Below are 16269 nucleotides of genomic sequence, written 5' to 3' on the forward strand. Positions count from 1 at the left end.
TCCACTACAGGGATGATGGCCGAGGCCGGCGTTAGGTGATCATCGACGGCCAGCCCGCTACACACGTGATCTGGTGCGACACAAAGGCCGGTATCGCAGTTGTTGCCGACCAGCCGATCAAGTCCACCGATGGCGAGACAGTCGACTTTCACCCGGTATGGGGTGAGATCAAGGTGATCCCAATTGAACAGGCCTCTTCCCCCGGCGAACCTGCTTGAGCTGTCCGATCTCTCCGACTTCGGTATCCGCCTGACGCCTGCGCCCGAAGTGTGGGAGTGGCTCCAGGCCGAGATCCTTGCTGACACCGGCAGCATTCACAATGAAGACCATGCTCATCTACTGGATGCAGACATCCGGATCATGTGGGCCTCGTCTAGCTTCGAGAAGCAGGGTCGTACAATTCTAGGCCAGGCCGAGCAGGTAGCGTTCCGCGCTGGTGGCTGGCAGAAGGCCCGGATGGAACAACAGATGCGTGATTGGTTCGGCGATGTGCCGGCCTTCATCATCACCTTGGCTGCCGACTACTGCGCCCAGTGCAGCGACCTTGAGTTCTGTGCGCTCCTGGAGCACGAGCTTTACCACATTGCTCATGCCATGGATAAGTACGGTCAGCCAGCCTTCACCAAAGAAGGGGCGCCGAAGCTCGAGATGCGTGGCCACGATGTCGAGGAGTTCGTCGGTGTCGTCCGCCGCTACGGTGCAAGCCCTGACGTTCAAGCGTTGGTGGATGCTGCAAACAGTCCTGCTGAGGTGGGGAAATTGAACATTGCGAGGGCCTGCGGAACCTGTCTGCTGAGATCGGCCTGATTCTTGACAGGCTCTAGACGGATGAGAATTTATGGCAGCCCTGAAAAATGAGGTTAAGAGCTTCATCGTTCAGGCGCTGGCGTGCTTTGACACCCCCTCCCAGGTGGTGGAAGCCGTCAAGAACGAATACGGGGTTGTGGTGAGCCGCCAGCAGGTGGAGACGCACGACCCAACCAAGTCTGCTGGGAAGGGGCTGGCGGTGAAGTGGGTGACCCTGTTTCACGATACTCGTAAGCGATTCCGCGAAGAGACCGCAGAGATACCCATCGCCAACCGCGCCTATCGACTTCGTGGCCTGGGACGAATGGCTGAGAAGGCCGAGAGCATGCGCAACCTGGCGCTGACCGCTCAGCTGTACGAGCAGGCCGCCAAAGAGGTGGGCGACGTCTACGTGAATCGCCGCCTCGAACCTGAGAAACCTCTGGGCTCCCAAGCGGACCAGCAGCACGCCGTTGCTGAGTACACCTTGGAGCCTGATGAGAATGTCCCCGCTACCCCGTACCTTTGACCCACCAGTGAAACTGACGACCAAGCAGGCGAACATTTACTGCTGGGGCTTCCAGCCTGAGGCCCGCTTCCGCGATGCGGTGTGTGGCCGCCGGTTCGGCAAGACGTTCCTGGGCAAGGCCGAAATGCGCCGTGCTGCCCGCCTGGCTGCTGAGTGGGGCGTGAGTGTTGAGGACGAGATCTGGTATGGCGCGCCGACGTTCAAACAGGCCAAGCGCGTGTTCTGGCGGCGACTGAAGCAGGCTATCCCCGAAGCATGGCGTGCACACCGCCCGAACGAGACGGAATGCTCGATCACCCTTAAGTCCGGCCACGTCATGCGCGTGGTGGGGCTCGACAACTACGACAACCTGCGCGGCTCCGGCCTGTTCTTCGTCCTGGTGGATGAATGGGCCGACTGCCCGTGGGCGGCGTGGGAAGAAGTTCTGCGGCCGATGCTATCGACTTGTCAGTACCAGATTCCTGACGTTGGTATGCGAAAGGGAGGCCATGCACTTCGCATTGGCACTCCGAAGGGCTTCAACCACTGCTACGACACTTATCTGGACGGTAAACCAGGTGGCGAGCCGGACCACAAGAGCTGGCAGTACACCTCGTTACAAGGCGGCAACGTTCCTCCTGAAGAGCTTGAGGCGGCACGCCGGAAGATGGACCCGCGCACCTTCCGGCAAGAGTACGAAGCCGGCTTTGAGAACTACGCGGGCGTCGTCTACTACACGTTCAATCGCGACGAGTGCCGAACCAGCGAGCGAATCAAGCCGGGCGAGGCGTTGCACATCGGCATGGACTTCAACGTCATGAAGATGGCGGCCGTTGTCTATGTCGTGCGTAACGATTTGCCGATGGCCCTGGATGAGTTTCACGGTGTTCGGGACACACCGGAGATGATCGAGAAGATCCAGGCACGATTCCCTGGGCACTCGGTGGCGGTCTATCCCGACGCCAGCGGGCAGAACACCAGCAGCAATAACGCGAGCGAGTCCGACTTGTCTCTGCTGAAAAAAGCAAAATTCACGGTGATCGTCGACTCCACAAACCCTGGTGTGAAAGACCGCGTGAACTCGGTAAACGCCATGTTCCTGAACGCCTACGGCGAGCGACGACTGAAGGTCAATATCGACCAGTGCCCTCAGCTCACCTTGTGCCTGGAGCGACAGACCTACACCGACAAGGGCGAGCCGGACAAAGACCCGAAGAAGGGTCATGACCACATGAACGACGCCGCCGGCTACTTCATCGCCAAGCGCTATCCGATCAAAGCGATCGTCACTTCTATCAAAATGGGATACGCCCGATGAGCAACGACGTCTCCTTCAAGCGGGCGGAATACATAGCTGTGCTGGATCGCTGGGCAACCGTTCGCGACGTCTGTGCCGGCCAGCACCGGGTTGTCGACCGACTGCCGTACATCAACTCACACGACAAGTCGCCTGAGAACCTAGACCGGAACAAGGCCTATCGCGAACGTGCGGTATTCAAGAACGCCACTGGGCACACCCGTAACGGGCTGCTCGGCCTGGCGTTCCACAAAGACCCAACGTTGACGGTGTCGAAGAAGCTGGAATACCTGCAGGACAACGCCAACGGTTCGGGCGTGAGCATCTACCAGCACTCGCAGGGCACGCTAGAGAAGGTGCTTGAGGCCGGTCGGCATGGCCTGTACGTCGACTATCACCAGGACGACGGTATCGGCGGCCACTCGGTGATCCTTTCCTACTGCGCCGAGGACATCATCAACTGGCGCACGGGAATGGTTAACGGCCATAGTGTGTTGACCCTAGTGGTGCTGCGCGAGTCGCCAGAGATACCTGAAGGCTTTGGTTTCAAGACGGTTGAGCAGTACCGGGAGCTGGCGCTGGAAGACGACGGTTTCGTTTGCCGCGTTTGGCGCCGGTCTGGGCCTAAAGGTGGCGGGCCACTGGCAGTCATCGACGAGTTCAAGCCCGAAGGTGTAACCGGTCGCCTCAAGGAGATCCCGTTCACCTTCGTCGGTGCACAGAACAACGATCCAAGCATCGACGAGTCGCCGCTCTACGACATCGCCATGATCAACCTGGGCCATTACCGGAACAGTGCCGATTACGAAGACAGCGTTTTCTGGTGTGGGCAGGCACAGCCTTGGATCAGTGGTTTGGATGAGCAGTGGGTAAAGCTGCTCGAGGCAAAGGGTGTCTACGTCGGATCGCGCGCGCCGATGCTTCTGCCTGCTGGTAGTGCATTTGGCTATGCACAGCCCGCTCCGAACACTCTGGTCAAGGAGGCCATGGGCGACAAGAACCAGATGATGATCGAGCTGGGCGCCCGGATGGTGGTTGCGTCACTTGCTACCAAGACCGCTACGGAGTCCCGCGGCGATCAGTCAGCCTCGACATCGGTGCTGGCCGGGTGCGTGGCGAACGTCAGCGAGGCCTACACCCGGGCAATCATGTGGTGCTGCGCTTACATGGGCATCACCGACAAGAAGGTCGCCTACCAGGTCAATCAAGAGTTCGTCGAGCTGACGGCCGATCCGCAGATGATCACGGCCTTGGTGGGCTTGTGGCAGAACGGTGGCTTCGCGAAAGCGGATCTTCGAGCCTACCTACGCAAGCTTGGACTGATCGCACCAGAGCGCACCGACCAACAGATCGACGGCGAGCTGGAAGAGCAGGGCGACGGCCTGGGCCTGGACGACGAGGACAAAGTAGATGGCGGTGAACCAAGCGATACTTGATGCAACCATCCGGCACGCAGTGTTCCTCGAAAAGCTCAAGGCGGGGGAGGTGGGCAAGTTTGCTCCCTTCCTCAAGGAGATTGACCGGTCTATCCGTGAGCGGCTGACCCAGTCGGACCTGACGGAATACAACACGAAGCGTCTGGAAGCGTTGCTGAAAGAGGTCGACAGCCTGTTACTGGGCATTTTCGACCGCTACAGCGCGCAACTGAACCTAGACCTGGTGGATATTGCCAACTACGAGGCTGAGTTTGAGGCGACAAGTCTCGTCAGGTCGGCGCCGGTTGGCGTGTCGCTGGATGTGGTCGCCCCGACGGCTGCTGCAATCCGTACCGCAGTGTTGACGAACCCGCTCAGCGTGCGTGGTACCGGTGGCGGGAAGCTGCTAAAGGCCTTCATCAAGGGGTGGACTGGCGCAGAGCGTGAGCGTGTAACCGGCACGATCCGGCAAGGCTTCTTCGAGGGGCAAACCAACTTCCAGATCATTCGCAACATTCGCGGTACCAAGGCGGCGGGGTACAAAGACGGGATTCTCGCGACTACCAACCGCAATGCCAGCACGGTTGTGCACACCGCCATTCAGCATGTGTCATCCCAGGCACGGATGGAGGTCGCCAAGGCCAACACGGATATCGTCGAAGAAATCCAGATGGTGGCCACGCTGGACAGCAAGACCAGCCAGCAATGCCGCTCACTGGATGGCCGCAGGTTTCCGGTCGAGTCTGGCCCAAGGCCGCCGTTTCACCCGAATTGCCGAACCACGTGGATCATGCTGATCAGGCTCAGCGAGCTTTTCGCCAAGGATGCCACGCGGGCTTCAGTAGGCGCTGACGGTGGTAGGCAGGTTAACGCCAGTCTCGACTACTACCACTGGCTACAGCAGCAACCAGCAGCGTTTCAGGATGCCGCAATCGGGCCTGTAAGAGCCAAGCTGTTCCGCGAGGGAGGTCTGACCATCGAGCGTTTCACTGAACTACAGCTTGATCGCAACTTTGCGCCGTTAACGCTCGCCCAGATGAAGGTTTTGGAGCCTCTGGCATTCGAGCAGGCCGGAATTTAACCGAACATATTCAATCAGCCGCCTCCGGGCGGTTTTTTATTGCTTGCAAAGCGGGCGAAACATACCCAAGGGGTGCATCAACGTGGCAGAAGAAAACGAAATCGACCTGGAAAATCCGGCAATCAAGGCCGCTATCGCGACTGCCGTTGAAGCATCAGTTTCTGGTCTGAAAACTAAAAACTCGGAACTGCTGGGCAAGCTGAAGGAAACCTCCGGCAAGCTGACCCAGTTTGAAACCCAGTTTGAAGGCATCGACATCGACGCCGTCAAAGGCCTGCTCAGTCGCGCCGGGCAGGACGAAGAAACCAAGTTGCTGACTGAGGGCAAGGTGGACGAGGTGTTTAATAAGCGCACCGAGCGCCTGCGTGGCGAGCACGACAAGCAGTTGAAGACGCTCGCGGGCCGCGCCGAGAAGGCCGAAGCGTTCGCCGCCAAGTTCCAGGGCAAAGTCCTGGGCGACTCGGTGCGCGGTGCGGCACTGAAAGCCGGCGCGCTGCCAGAAGCAACCGACGACATCATCCTGCGCGCCAAAGGCGTGTTCTCTCTGAACGAAGAGGGCGAAGCGGTCGCTGTTGACGAGAATGGCCAGATCATCCTCGGCAAAGACGGCAAGACCCCTCTTACTCCGCTTGAATGGGCGGAATCACTGCGCGAAAGCGCACCTCACTTGTGGCCCAGGGCTACAGGAACAAATGCCCTGGAGCGGGTGCATGGTCAGGCCACGCCGAAACGCTCCGAAATGACCTCCGAGCAGAAGCGCGATTTCCAGCGCAAGCACGGCCAAACCGCATATCTCGCATTGCCCAAGTAAGGGGATTGACCCATGGCTACAACTGTTAACAGCGACCTGATCATCTACAACGATGAGGCGCAAACCGCATATCTGGAACGCATTCAGGACAACCTGGACGTGTTCAACGCATCGTCCAACGGCGCGATCGTTCTCGACAACGAGCTGATCCAGGGCGACTTCCGCAAGCGTGCCTTTTACAAACTCGGCGGCGGTCTGGAACACCGCGATGTCAACTCCGACGGCAAGGTCACCGCTAAGAAAATCGGCGCTGGCGAGGCTGTAGGCGTCAAGGCACCATGGAAATACGGCCCGTACCAGACCACCGAAGAGGCGTTTAAGCGCCGCGGCCGGGCAGTGGAAGAGTTCTCCCAAATCATCGGCGCCGATGTTGCCGATGCCACCATCGAAGGCTTCATCGAATACGCCACCGGCGCACTCAAGGCCGCCATCGGCTCGAACGCCGCCATGGTGGTGTCGGCCAACATCGAAACCGACGGCAAGAAAACCCTGACCCGTGGCATGCGCAAATTCGGTGACAAATTCGGCCGGATCGCGCTGTGGGTCATGCACTCGTCTGCCTACTTCGACATCGTTGATGAAGCGATTGCGAGCAAGGTCTACGAAGAAGCCGGCGTCGTGATCTACGGCGGCCTGCCTGGCACCCTGGGCAAGCCTGTGCTGGTGACCGACAAGGCGCCAGTGGATGCCATCTTCGGCTTGCTGCCGAACGCCGTGGTCATCACCGAGTCCCAGGCCCCCGGCTTCCGCTCGTACGACGTCAACGACGAGGAAAACCTGGCTATCGGCTACCGCGCCGAAGGTACCGTCAACATCGACGTGCTGGGCTACAGCTGGAAGGAGTCCACCGGCGGCACCAACCCAACACTGGCGGCCGTTGGCTCTGCTGCGAACTGGGTTAAGCACTCCGACAGCAACAAGGTCACCGCCGGCGTGATGATCAATCTCACCACCACGCCACCAGTTGGCGGCTGATATCCACCCCAGGAAGCGGCCAGCGATGGCCGCCACGGAGATTACGATGGAACTCGTTTACACGAACCAGCTTGATGGCTTTGAGCCGGGCAAGCGCTACCGCGTCCCGGGCCTATTCCGCAGCGTCGAGCGAGATGTAACATCGGTGACCGTAGTAGGTGACTATCCGGGGATCGTCGCTGCATACGAAGATGCCGGTGTTGATGTTGAGGTTGTTGAGTTGCCGGTGCCTGTTGTTTTCGGCACGCAGACGTCGGTCTCTGGTGAGCTGTCTCAGCTGCTTGCCGATCTGCAAGCCGAGAGTGGCGCCATGGTTCTGCTGGTTGAAGGCATGGAGGGTGGCGAAATCCACCGTCCAGAGTCTGGCGACTTGGCATTGCGCTTGTTCGAAGTGCTGGGCACCATCCATGCATCAGTTGGTGAGCTGACAGCCGAGCGTGACGGCTTGCTTCTTACTGTCGACGAGCTGCGCGATGAGGTTGAAGCTCTGAAGAGAGCCGCCATCACGCCGACGGCTGGTGAGGTCGATGAGATCGCCGCGCTGAAAGCAAAGCTCGATGAGGCCAAGGTTCCGTACCGGGCCAACGCTTCGAAGGAATCCCTGGAGAAGCTCGTTGCTGAGCTGACCAAGGAGTAATACTGCTGGCTGTCGGCGATCCGGCGGCCAATCTTCAAACCATTCCAGCGAGTTGACGCATGACACTCATCATCGAGGACGGCACCGGCAAGCCTGATGCCGAAAGTTACGCGAGCGCGGAGGATCTGGCCCTGTATGCCGTGAAATTCGGCACGGTCATCCCTGGGGGCGTACCAGAGCAGGAAGCGTTGCTGCGCCGGGCCGCTCTGGCGATGGATGGCATGATCTGGAAGGGGCGCAAGACCAGCAGCGAGCAGGCGTTGTCCTGGCCGCGCCGGGAAGTGCTGCTGGATCACGAGATCAAGCCGAACAACTACCTGCCGGCGCGGATCCAGTATGGCCAGATGGCCCTGGCCGCCGAAATCCATCAGGACGACATTGACCCGGTGGAGAAGCGCAAGGGGGCGGTTCTGCTTGATCGTGTTGAAGGTGCGGTGACCCGGCAGTACGCGGCGATTCCAAACACCAGCAACCGGCTACTGCCAGCGGCACCGGATCGGCCAAGTGCTACGCAGTTTGCGGATTACCTACAAAAGCGCGGGCTGTTCGCCGTCCGCGCATAGCCACAACGGAGACCACCATGGCCACCTTCTACGACGAAATGGCCGTGATGGCTCTGGAGATGATCACAGAGTTCGGCCAGCCCGTGACCATTCGCAAAACTGAAGTAGGCGAGTGGGACCCTGAGCTGGGCGGTGAAGTACCAGGAGCAACCGTCGAGCAGATCGCCCAGGGCATCCTGCTCGACTTCACCGGCCAAGAATTCCAAAACAACAGCCTCATCAGGCAGGGCGACAAGAAGCTCAAGATCGCCGCGCAGGGCTTGTCCTGGGTGCCGGGCTTGCTCGACAAGGTGGTCGCTCAGGGCCGCACTTGGGCTATCGTCCCTCCGCTGAAAGAGGTCAACCCTGCTGGCACTCAGATCCTGTATGAGTTGCAGGTGCGGTCGTAATCCGGGATTTGAAGCTGACATCATTATTGTGGGTGTTGATGAGTGGACAAAAAATCGTGGCCGTAATAGCGTTGTGCCTTAACTTTCTTGCTGTGAGAAACGTATATGGATATGCGCCGCATTATTACACTGGTTGGCATTGCAGCTTTCTTATCTACTACAGCCTATGCGGACACTGATGTAAAAAAAGAGATCATTGATCGATGCAAGGTTCAGATGGGGAGTTACGGATCAGCAATGGTGAAGGCTTGCGTTGATCAGGATCTAAGTGCAGTAGCTGAAATCAAGCAAATTCCAGACGAGCACAAAAAAACTGTGGCTCGCTGTATGAAGCAGATGCGCCAGTACGGATTCGCTATGGTCAAAGCCTGCGCTGATCAGGATATTGAGGCGGACAAGGCGCTCGAGGAGTATTGAGCCTTCGCGGCGTAACTGCCTGATCGGCGGTCATACGCTCAAACCAATTAATTGTCGTAACTAAACCCGCCATTGAGCGGGTTTTTTTATGCTCGGCTGGAGAGGAGTCGGTTGTGTCTACCAAATACGCAAACCAATCCGGCAGCTTCGCTCTGAGCCTGGCCGCGTTCGCCGCCCAGGCTACCGAAGCACTCGATGCAAGCCTGCGCGAGATCATCATCGAAGTCGGTAGCAGTCTGATCCGCATGTCTCCCGTGGGTAACCCGGAGATTTGGGCGCAGAACGCTGTGGCGACCCAGTACAACAAGGCCGTCGACGACCACAACAGCGCGCTGCGGAGCGATCCGGACAACCTCACAAAGGCGGGCAGGCTAAGGCCAGGGCGCAAGGTGCACGACGGCATGGACATCGTCGCACCAGCAGGCTACGTCGGCGGCAGGTTTCGCGGTAACTGGATGTTCAGTATCGGTACACCGAACAACGCCACGACCGAAGAGGTCGACCCTAAGGGCGCCAAGTCAACGGCGCGTATCACTGCCGGCGCAATCGAATTCAAGGCAGGCGACACCTGCTACATCACCAACAGTCTCGGTTATGCCATCCCGCTGGAGTTCGGCCATTCGACCCAGGCGCCCGGCGGCATGGTCCGGGTAACCGTGGCTCGCTTCCAGCAGATCGTGCTGGAGGCCATCAGGAACAATCAGGTATGACTCACGCAATCATTGCTTCGATCTACGAGGCCAAGCTCATCGCCTGGAACGCTGCCAGGTCGGAGAAGTTGAAGATCATCTTCGAGAACACGGCCTACACGCCGGCGGCGGGCGAGACATACCTGCGAGCGGTCACGATCCCCGGCGACACCGCGAGCAATACGCTTGGGGGTGACCATCGGCTGTTCACTGGCGTGTTCCAAGTGAGCATCATCGCGCCGGCTGGCACGGGCAAGACCAAGACGAACCCGATAGCAGCCGAACTGACCGACCTCTTCCCGCTATATGTGCGCGACACGAAGAACGGCTTCGTCGTCACGCCCATGACGCCGGTAGATCAGGGGCCAGGTATCACCGGCGACTCCACCTACACCGTACCGCTGTCGTTCTCGTACCGGTCCGACACCACACCATAACCCGCCCGTTGGGCAAATCCTGAACCCGCCAAGTGCGGGTTTTGTCATTTCTGCAAAGAGGAAAACCCATGTCGATCTACTTCCCCAACGGGGCAACACTGGCGATCTCAACCGGCTTTGCTGCCGCCAAGTTGATCTCCGCCATCAGCAACGCAAGTCCGGGCGTGGCCACGGCCCTGGCCAACGGTTTCGCCAATGGAGACATCCTGCTGGTCACTTCTGGTTGGGAGGACATCAACGAGCGAGCCGTGCGCGTTTCCAACGCTGCGGCCGGCGCCTTCACGCTGGAAGGCATCGATACCTCGAACGTTGCGTTCTTCCCGGAGGGCATCAGCGCGGGCACCGCCAAAAAGGTCACCGGCTGGGTTGCGGTGAACCAAGTGATCGGTAACTCGATGTCTGGCGGTGAGCAGCAATACTGGACGTATGCACCGCTGGAGGCTCGCCGCGACAAGCAGATCCCGACCACCAAGAATGCCCAGGCGTTTGCGTTCCAGCTCGCCGACGATGACAGCCTGGCCTGGTACGACGAACTGGACAAGGCTGATCGTGAGAAGGAAGTGCGGATTCTGCGCATGTCTCTGCCGAACGGCAAAACGATCTACTACGCTGGTTACCCGTCGTTCAACAAAACGCCAACGCTGGTGCGCAACGAGGGTGCGGCTGTGACGTTCGGCTTCACCATCAACGCAGAGATTACGGCGTACCGCGCGCCGGTGGCTGCTGGCGGGGTTAGCTGATCATGGCGAAGTTCAAGATCGCGCAAGGCGCTACCTTTAAGGCTGATGTGGAGATTCCGCGCGTTGGCGGTGCATTCATCAAGGTGCCGTTTGAGTTCAAGTATCGGAACCGCAATGAGCTGGCGGCCTTGTTTGCGGGGTGGCAGCAGCGGGCGAAGGACGATCAGGAGGCTTTCAAGGCCAAAGCTGACGATCTGACTCTGGTGGATATCACTGATGCGGATATTGAACGCCAGGTAGATCAGGTCCAGGCATTGGTTGAAGGCTGGGGGTTTGAAGACAAGCTGAACCTTGAGTCGATCCGTGCGCTGGTGGAAACATCTGCCGGCGCCGGTGAGGCTATTGTCGCGGCCTATCAAACGGCTTACGCACCGGCCCGCACGGGAAACTGATTCGCGTCGCACGCGCCCTGTATGAGCCACCTCCGAGTGCCGAGCAGTTGGCGGCATTTGGTCTTGACGCCTCGGACATGGAAGAGGCGTTCGAGGTGTGGCCGTGTGTTTGGCCTTCATTCCGCCTATTCGACGGCCTCTCTACTCAGTGGCGCACCGGTGCGTGCGGCGCGACCGGCATTGATTACACCGCAATCACCAGCGTTGCCGAGCTCATCGGCATGAAGAAAAAACAACTCAGAGAGATCTTCCCCGACCTTCAAGTAATGGAGGCCGAGGCGTTGCTCGTTATGTCTGAGCAATCGAAATAATGGAGCACTCATGTCTACGATCGCTGAGCTTGGCATTGCGGTAAATTCAGGCGAAGCGGTCAAGGCCACCTCCGACCTGGAGAATCTCGCGAAGGCCGGCGCCAAGGCTGAGAAAGCGGCTGATGGTGTGTCTGCCGGCTTCGACAAGGCGGCGACCGCAACGGCGGATCTGTCGGCGTCTGAGCGCAAGCTTTCCGAGACGCTCGACGAGGCCAAGGCCCGCCTTCTGGCAACGGCGAAGGCTTCCCTGGAGTCGAGCGAGTATTACCAGCGCTTGACCACCAGCGTGAACACCAACGCTTCCGCCATGGAGTCGTCTGGATCGTCGGTCAGCAGCCTGGCTTCGCTTCAGCGGCGCTTGCAGGCTGAATCGGATGCGCTTGTCGGCTCCACTGATCGGCAGGCCGAGGCAACCAAGAAGGCGGCTGCGGCGACCGGCGCGCAGGCCGAAGGGCTGCAAGAGCTGCTCAGCAAGCTCAACCCAACGATGGCTGCGCTCGACAAGCTCGATCAGCAGCAGGCGCAGCTGCAGAAGTACAAGGCCGCCGGCGTCATTAATGCCGATACCTTCCGCGAATACTCGACACGCATCGACGCGTCCCGGCAGAAGCTGGGCGAATTCGATGAGGGGCTTCGAAAAACCGGTATCAGTTCGGGGCAGACGCAGGCGGCGCTTCGGCAATTGCCTGCGCAGTTCACGGACATCTTCACCAGCCTGGCGGGCGGGCAGAACCCGCTACTGGTACTGATTCAGCAGGGCGGCCAGATCAAGGACTCTTTCGGCGGCATTGGCCCGACGATGGACGCCCTGAAAGACAAGTTCCGGTCGTTGTTTTCTGGTGGCGCCGGTGCTGCTGTGCTGGGGGAATCCCTCGCAGGTATCGCCTCGGGCGCGAAGGACACCGCCGAGAACGCGGGCGAGGCAAGCGAAAGCCTGTCAGACCTGGCTGAAAGTTCGAACACCGCAGCGGAAGCCGCTGAGAACGCCAAGAAGGCTGTCGGAGCTATTGGTCCAGCAGTCAGTGGTGTGACGTTTAGTCTTGCGGGAATGGCGCTCGCTGTGGTCGCAGCAGTTGCTGTGCTGGGAACGTTGATCTATGGCTACAACACCGGCAGTCAGGAGGCGGATGAGTACAAGAAGGCGCTGATCCTCACTGGCAACGCAGCTGGCACATCTGCTGGGCAACTGGCTGATCTTGCGCAACAGGTGAGCGCAACCAACGGCACCACCAGCGAGGCTGCTGCATCGCTCGCCAAGCTGGCAGCCAGCGGCGTGGTAGCCGGTGGAAGCTTCAAAGATATCGCGGATGCTGCGGCGGCCATGGAAGACGCTACCGGTAAATCGGTGGATGCCACCATCGCTGAGTTCGTCAAGATCGCGAAGGACCCGGTTGCAGCAGCCAAAGAGCTGAACGATCAGTACCACTTTCTGACCGCATCGGTTTATTCGCAGATCGTTGCACTTAAGGAGCAGGGCGACACCATCGGCGCGGCCAAGCTGCTGACTGATACCTACGCGGATACCGTCAAAAGCCGATCCACGGAGATCACCGACAATCTGGGCTTCATAGAAAAAGCCTGGAAAGGCATCACCGACGAAGCAAAGAAATCGCTGGATGCGATCAAGAACATTGGTCGTGACGAAGGGCCAGCAAAAAGGATTATCGATTTAACGCAGAAAGTCGCTTTTGCAGAGAGCGCGCTCAAGGCCGACCCTAAAGATAGCGATGCCAAAAAGAAGCTTGCAGAGTCCAAGCTAGAGCTCGACTTCCTCGTAAAGCAGCGGGATACCCAGGACGCAATAAACAAGGCCCAGGCCCTCTATCAGAGCAAGCAGGATAAGGCTCAGGATTCGCAGCGGACATTCGATGCGAGAGAAAAATCATTCCGTACCAACGAGCAGAAGCGTAATGCTGAACTCAAGGAGCTGGATCGGGAGCTGAAGTCGTTTCGTGATGCAGATCCGAACGACCCGCGCCTTGAGCAGTCGCGGGTAGACAAGCAGCGCGCGAACATCAATGCCAAGTTCAAGGACCCCAAGGGTGCATCATCCGCCGGCGCTGTAGACCTCACGGCATACAACGATGCGCAGAACGCGCTCAAGGGTATTCAGGACGAATACGCCAACACCCAGAAGCAGTTGGACGCCGCGCAGAAGGCCGGGTTGATCTCGCAAGCTGATTACGCGATACAGCGTGCAGTTTTGATCAGAGCTGAAAAGGACGAGGTAACCGCCGGTTACGAAGCGGAGATATCCGCTCTTGAAGCCGCCCAGGGCAAAAAGACCACCACCGCCGCGCAAAGCATCGAGCTAGATAAGAAGATTGCCGACGCGCGAGCAGGGATGGTAAAGGCGCAGAAGGACGCCGACAGCCAGCTAGAGGTGCTGGCTACCAATGAGACCGGGCGACTCGCCAAGCAGGAGCGGGCTATCAGCTCATACGTGCAGGCGCTGGGGCAGCAACAGCGGGCCCTGGAGCTTGCCGGCCAGCGTGCAGTGCTCGGCGTTGGCCAGGGAGATCGGCAGAACGCGCTCAACGGAGAGCTGAACAGTCAGCAAGATCGGTTTGCTCAGCAGTCGCTGGATCTGGAAAACCAGCGCTCCGATCCATCGCGCAATATGTCGGACGAAGAGTTCACCCGAAAATCGCAGGCGCTCGCCGATGCGAACAAGAAGGCGACCGACCAGATCCGGCAAAACTACGCGGATGTGGAGGCCGCTCAGGGCGATTGGACGAAGGGCGCTACATCGGCCTGGGCCAACTACCTGGATTCGGCGCAAAACATCGCAGGGCAGACCAAGAGCCTGTTCGGCAACGCGTTCAGCTCGATGGAGGATTCAATCGTCAACTTCGCCATGACCGGGAAGCTGTCGTTTGCTGACTTCACCAAGTCGATCCTGGCAGACATGGCGCGCATTGCCACCCGCCAGGCCAGTTCGGCATTGTTGGGCAGTTTGGTGGGGGCAGCGGCCAGCTACTTGGGCGGCAGCGCCGCGGGTGGCGGCAATGGGCTGGCAGCTGGGTCTGCTGGTGCCACATCGTCAAACCTCGGCGCGTCCTCGGCCGGTTATTCAGGTACCTACCTCAGTGGCTTCAGGGCAACTGGCGGCCCCGTTGATCCGAACTCTCTGTACCAGGTGAACGAACTCGGTCCAGAGCTCTACAACGAGGGAGGGAAGTCGTACCTGATGACGGGTGCAAACGGCGGGAGTGTTACGCCACTTACTTCAGGGGGCGGCGCAGGTTTGTCGGGTATTTCTGGAGCCGGGGCTGCGCAGATCAGTGTTTCGGTAACGCTTAACAGTGATGGATCGAGCAAGACGGAAACGAACACCCCAGGCCTTGAGCAGTTCGGCAAGGATATTGGGGCGTTCGTTGATACTCGGTACAGGAAGCTTTTATCTATGGATCTGCGTCCTGATGGAGCCATTGGCAGGGCAATGAATCGTCGATGACTGTTAGGTCAGGGAGGACCGCACCTTGTCGAGCACTAGTTTTTCTAGCTGATTGAAGGTGAGATCGCGCGCGCCTTCATGCTCAAAGGTGACGCCGATTCTGCCCCCGCCCTGGCCGCCGGGTATGTCGAGGCGAACATCGACGCTGCCGCAGATGCTTGATTTTCCCGACTCTGCGAAGTGGTCATCGACACTCAGTTCCAACACTTTAAGTTCCATAAACGCCTCTTTCCTTGATTAAAAAATCATTCTATCCGGAGCCGTCATGGTAATCGAGACTTTCGCCTGGGCAACGCAGAATGGGGATTCGCCAACATTTGAATACAGGACCAGAGAGTCCCGGTTCGGTGGAGGCTACAAGCAAGTTGTTGGTGATGGGCCAAACAATAAAGAGGACTCATACCCAATCACGCACACCGGTAGCAAGGCGAGAGTGCTTGAAGTTATGGCCTTCTTCGACCGGCACGGCGGAGCGAAGGCGTTCCTCTGGACAACCCCGCTTGGCGAGCTTGGGCTTTTCACATGCAAGGATCCTGTACCGACGCCCGTCGGCGGCGGGGTCTTCAAGCTGACGGCGACGTTCGAGCGTGCGTTCCACCCATAAGGAGCTCCCATGTCACTTATCAGTGATATCCAGACTCTAGAGCCTGGTAGTGAAGTACTGCTGTTTGAGTTGGATGGCTCCGACTATGGAGCTGACATCTTAAGGTTTCACGGTCACGCCATTCCGCACACGCCCGAGGATTTGTTGGCTGCAGGCGTGAATGCAGACCAGTTGCCTGCCAAATCCATCTGGTGGCAGGGAAACGAGTATGCCGCCTGGCCAATGCAGATCGACGGGATCGAGGCAAATTCGGACGGCACCGCAGTGCGGCCAACATTGACGGTGGGTAACGTCAACGGTCGTATTACGGCGCTTTGTTTGGCTTTCGACAATCTGCTCGAATTCCAACTGACGATGCATCTCACCCTGGCTCAGTACCTGGACGCTGCCAACTTCCCCGAGGGCAATCCCGAGGCTGATCCGGGGGAGGAGGCGCTTGAGGTTTGGTACGTGGATCAGAAGATATCTGAGAACGGCACCACTGTGGCTTGGGAGCTCGCCAGCCCCGGCGACGTTGGTGGTGAGACGATCGGTCGGCAGATGACAACCCTGTGCCACTGGGCGATGACCAACGGCTACCGAGGGCCGAACTGCGGATACACCGGCCCTTACCGCGACAAGGATGGCAACCTGACCGACAACCCCGTGCTGGACGAGTGCGACGGTTGTATGGGTACCGGGTGCGTACCGCGTTTTGGCGTCGGCAACCCGCTGCCGTACGGGGGATTTCCCGCTGTGTCCCTCATCGCCAGGAGCTGAA

The 16269-nt window shown here is 59.0% G+C and carries 21 protein-coding genes; 20 read left to right on the plus strand and 1 reads right to left on the minus strand.

The window, feature by feature from the left end; genetic code table 11:
* The first annotated feature begins 35 nt into the window (after positions 1–35).
* The 18 genes from FIV38_RS25000 (at position 36) to FIV38_RS25085 (ending at position 14905) form a co-directional block, all read left to right on the plus strand.
* Positions 36–218: a hypothetical protein gene (locus FIV38_RS25000; RefSeq protein WP_139273576.1), complete on the plus strand. Its 183-nt coding sequence runs from the start codon at positions 36–38 to the stop codon at positions 216–218.
* Positions 184–807, plus strand: coding sequence for a putative metallopeptidase (locus FIV38_RS25005; RefSeq protein WP_092236055.1), 624 nt, complete (start codon positions 184–186; stop codon positions 805–807). The genes FIV38_RS25000 and FIV38_RS25005 overlap by 35 nt, the downstream gene beginning before the upstream one ends.
* A gap of 31 nt (positions 808–838) precedes the next feature.
* Positions 839–1315 carry a DUF2280 domain-containing protein gene (locus FIV38_RS25010; protein ID WP_038440814.1) on the plus strand — a complete coding sequence of 159 codons (477 nt, stop codon included), beginning with the start codon at positions 839–841 and terminating at the stop codon, positions 1313–1315.
* 7 nt (positions 1316–1322) lie between these two features.
* Positions 1323–2612, plus strand: coding sequence for a terminase large subunit (locus tag FIV38_RS25015; protein ID WP_235861031.1), 1290 nt, complete (start codon positions 1323–1325; stop codon positions 2610–2612).
* On the plus strand, positions 2609–4027 hold the full coding sequence (locus FIV38_RS25020) for a DUF4055 domain-containing protein (RefSeq protein ID WP_092236058.1): 1419 nt from the start codon (positions 2609–2611) through the stop codon (positions 4025–4027). The genes FIV38_RS25015 and FIV38_RS25020 overlap by 4 nt, the downstream gene beginning before the upstream one ends.
* Positions 4002–5087 carry a minor capsid protein gene (locus tag FIV38_RS25025; protein ID WP_092237425.1) on the plus strand — a complete coding sequence of 362 codons (1086 nt, stop codon included), beginning with the start codon at positions 4002–4004 and terminating at the stop codon, positions 5085–5087. Before FIV38_RS25020 ends, FIV38_RS25025 begins: the two co-directional genes overlap by 26 nt.
* Before the next feature lie 82 nt (positions 5088–5169).
* A complete protein-coding gene (locus tag FIV38_RS25030) occupies positions 5170–5898 on the plus strand; it encodes a hypothetical protein (protein ID WP_092236059.1) in 729 nt (242 codons plus the stop codon).
* 12 nt (positions 5899–5910) lie between these two features.
* Positions 5911–6873, plus strand: a complete 963-nt coding sequence (locus FIV38_RS25035) for a major capsid protein (protein ID WP_092236061.1) — start codon at positions 5911–5913, stop codon at positions 6871–6873.
* A gap of 46 nt (positions 6874–6919) precedes the next feature.
* The gene (locus FIV38_RS25040) at positions 6920–7510 is read left to right on the plus strand and encodes a BAR domain-containing protein (protein ID WP_092237428.1); all 591 of its coding nucleotides are present in this window, start codon (positions 6920–6922) and stop codon (positions 7508–7510) included.
* A 59-nt stretch (positions 7511–7569) separates the two neighbouring features.
* Positions 7570–8073 carry a DnaT-like ssDNA-binding protein gene (locus FIV38_RS25045; protein ID WP_092236065.1) on the plus strand — a complete coding sequence of 168 codons (504 nt, stop codon included), beginning with the start codon at positions 7570–7572 and terminating at the stop codon, positions 8071–8073.
* 17 nt (positions 8074–8090) lie between these two features.
* Positions 8091–8462 carry a hypothetical protein gene (locus FIV38_RS25050; RefSeq protein ID WP_092236068.1) on the plus strand — a complete coding sequence of 124 codons (372 nt, stop codon included), beginning with the start codon at positions 8091–8093 and terminating at the stop codon, positions 8460–8462.
* Between the two features lie 105 nt (positions 8463–8567).
* Positions 8568–8879, plus strand: coding sequence for a hypothetical protein (locus FIV38_RS25055; RefSeq protein WP_092236071.1), 312 nt, complete (start codon positions 8568–8570; stop codon positions 8877–8879).
* 113 nt (positions 8880–8992) lie between these two features.
* A complete protein-coding gene (locus FIV38_RS25060; protein ID WP_092236074.1) occupies positions 8993–9589 on the plus strand; it encodes a hypothetical protein in 597 nt (198 codons plus the stop codon).
* The gene (locus FIV38_RS25065; RefSeq protein ID WP_092236077.1) at positions 9586–10005 is read left to right on the plus strand and encodes a phage tail terminator-like protein; all 420 of its coding nucleotides are present in this window, start codon (positions 9586–9588) and stop codon (positions 10003–10005) included. Before FIV38_RS25060 ends, FIV38_RS25065 begins: the two co-directional genes overlap by 4 nt.
* 68 nt (positions 10006–10073) lie before the next feature.
* The gene (locus FIV38_RS25070) at positions 10074–10745 is read left to right on the plus strand and encodes a phage tail protein (protein ID WP_092236080.1); all 672 of its coding nucleotides are present in this window, start codon (positions 10074–10076) and stop codon (positions 10743–10745) included.
* A gap of 2 nt (positions 10746–10747) precedes the next feature.
* Positions 10748–11137, plus strand: coding sequence for a phage tail assembly chaperone (locus FIV38_RS25075; protein WP_092236083.1), 390 nt, complete (start codon positions 10748–10750; stop codon positions 11135–11137).
* Positions 11138–11154: 17 nt separating this feature from the next.
* Positions 11155–11448, plus strand: coding sequence for a DUF1799 domain-containing protein (locus FIV38_RS25080; protein WP_092236086.1), 294 nt, complete (start codon positions 11155–11157; stop codon positions 11446–11448).
* Between the two features lie 10 nt (positions 11449–11458).
* Positions 11459–14905 (plus strand): phage tail tape measure protein, encoded by a 3447-nt coding sequence (locus FIV38_RS25085; protein ID WP_092236089.1) that lies wholly within the window; start codon positions 11459–11461, stop codon positions 14903–14905.
* Between the two features lie 3 nt (positions 14906–14908).
* Here FIV38_RS25085 and FIV38_RS25090 read toward each other — a convergent pair whose 3' ends face one another.
* Complete coding sequence (locus FIV38_RS25090; RefSeq protein WP_092236092.1) at positions 14909–15124, minus strand: hypothetical protein; 216 nt, start codon at positions 15122–15124, stop codon at positions 14909–14911.
* Positions 15125–15170: 46 nt separating this feature from the next.
* Between FIV38_RS25090 and FIV38_RS25095 the strand changes: the two genes are divergently transcribed.
* Both FIV38_RS25095 and FIV38_RS25100 read left to right on the plus strand, forming a co-directional pair.
* Positions 15171–15509 (plus strand): phage tail protein, encoded by a 339-nt coding sequence (locus FIV38_RS25095; RefSeq protein ID WP_092236095.1) that lies wholly within the window; start codon positions 15171–15173, stop codon positions 15507–15509.
* Positions 15510–15518: 9 nt separating this feature from the next.
* Complete coding sequence (locus FIV38_RS25100) at positions 15519–16268, plus strand: phage minor tail protein L (protein ID WP_092236098.1); 750 nt, start codon at positions 15519–15521, stop codon at positions 16266–16268.
* Position 16269: the final 1 nt, after the last annotated feature.

It is taken from the genome of Pseudomonas proteolytica (assembly GCF_007858275.1).
Lineage (GTDB): Bacteria > Pseudomonadota > Gammaproteobacteria > Pseudomonadales > Pseudomonadaceae > Aquipseudomonas > Aquipseudomonas proteolytica.

Coding starts and splice junctions, on each gene's coding strand:
- FIV38_RS25010 (WP_038440814.1), top strand. CDS start 839: ATGGCAGCCCTGAAAAATGAGGTTAAGAGCTTCATCGTTCAGGCGCTG.
- FIV38_RS25020 (WP_092236058.1), top strand. CDS start 2,609: ATGAGCAACGACGTCTCCTTCAAGCGGGCGGAATACATAGCTGTGCTG.
- FIV38_RS25025 (WP_092237425.1), top strand. CDS start 4,002: ATGGCGGTGAACCAAGCGATACTTGATGCAACCATCCGGCACGCAGTG.
- FIV38_RS25035 (WP_092236061.1), top strand. CDS start 5,911: ATGGCTACAACTGTTAACAGCGACCTGATCATCTACAACGATGAGGCG.
- FIV38_RS25040 (WP_092237428.1), top strand. CDS start 6,920: ATGGAACTCGTTTACACGAACCAGCTTGATGGCTTTGAGCCGGGCAAG.
- FIV38_RS25045 (WP_092236065.1), top strand. CDS start 7,570: ATGACACTCATCATCGAGGACGGCACCGGCAAGCCTGATGCCGAAAGT.
- FIV38_RS25050 (WP_092236068.1), top strand. CDS start 8,091: ATGGCCACCTTCTACGACGAAATGGCCGTGATGGCTCTGGAGATGATC.
- FIV38_RS25055 (WP_092236071.1), top strand. CDS start 8,568: ATGGATATGCGCCGCATTATTACACTGGTTGGCATTGCAGCTTTCTTA.
- FIV38_RS25065 (WP_092236077.1), top strand. CDS start 9,586: ATGACTCACGCAATCATTGCTTCGATCTACGAGGCCAAGCTCATCGCC.
- FIV38_RS25070 (WP_092236080.1), top strand. CDS start 10,074: ATGTCGATCTACTTCCCCAACGGGGCAACACTGGCGATCTCAACCGGC.
- FIV38_RS25075 (WP_092236083.1), top strand. CDS start 10,748: ATGGCGAAGTTCAAGATCGCGCAAGGCGCTACCTTTAAGGCTGATGTG.
- FIV38_RS25085 (WP_092236089.1), top strand. CDS start 11,459: ATGTCTACGATCGCTGAGCTTGGCATTGCGGTAAATTCAGGCGAAGCG.
- FIV38_RS25090 (WP_092236092.1), bottom strand. CDS start 15,124: ATGGAACTTAAAGTGTTGGAACTGAGTGTCGATGACCACTTCGCAGAG.
- FIV38_RS25095 (WP_092236095.1), top strand. CDS start 15,171: ATGGTAATCGAGACTTTCGCCTGGGCAACGCAGAATGGGGATTCGCCA.
- FIV38_RS25100 (WP_092236098.1), top strand. CDS start 15,519: ATGTCACTTATCAGTGATATCCAGACTCTAGAGCCTGGTAGTGAAGTA.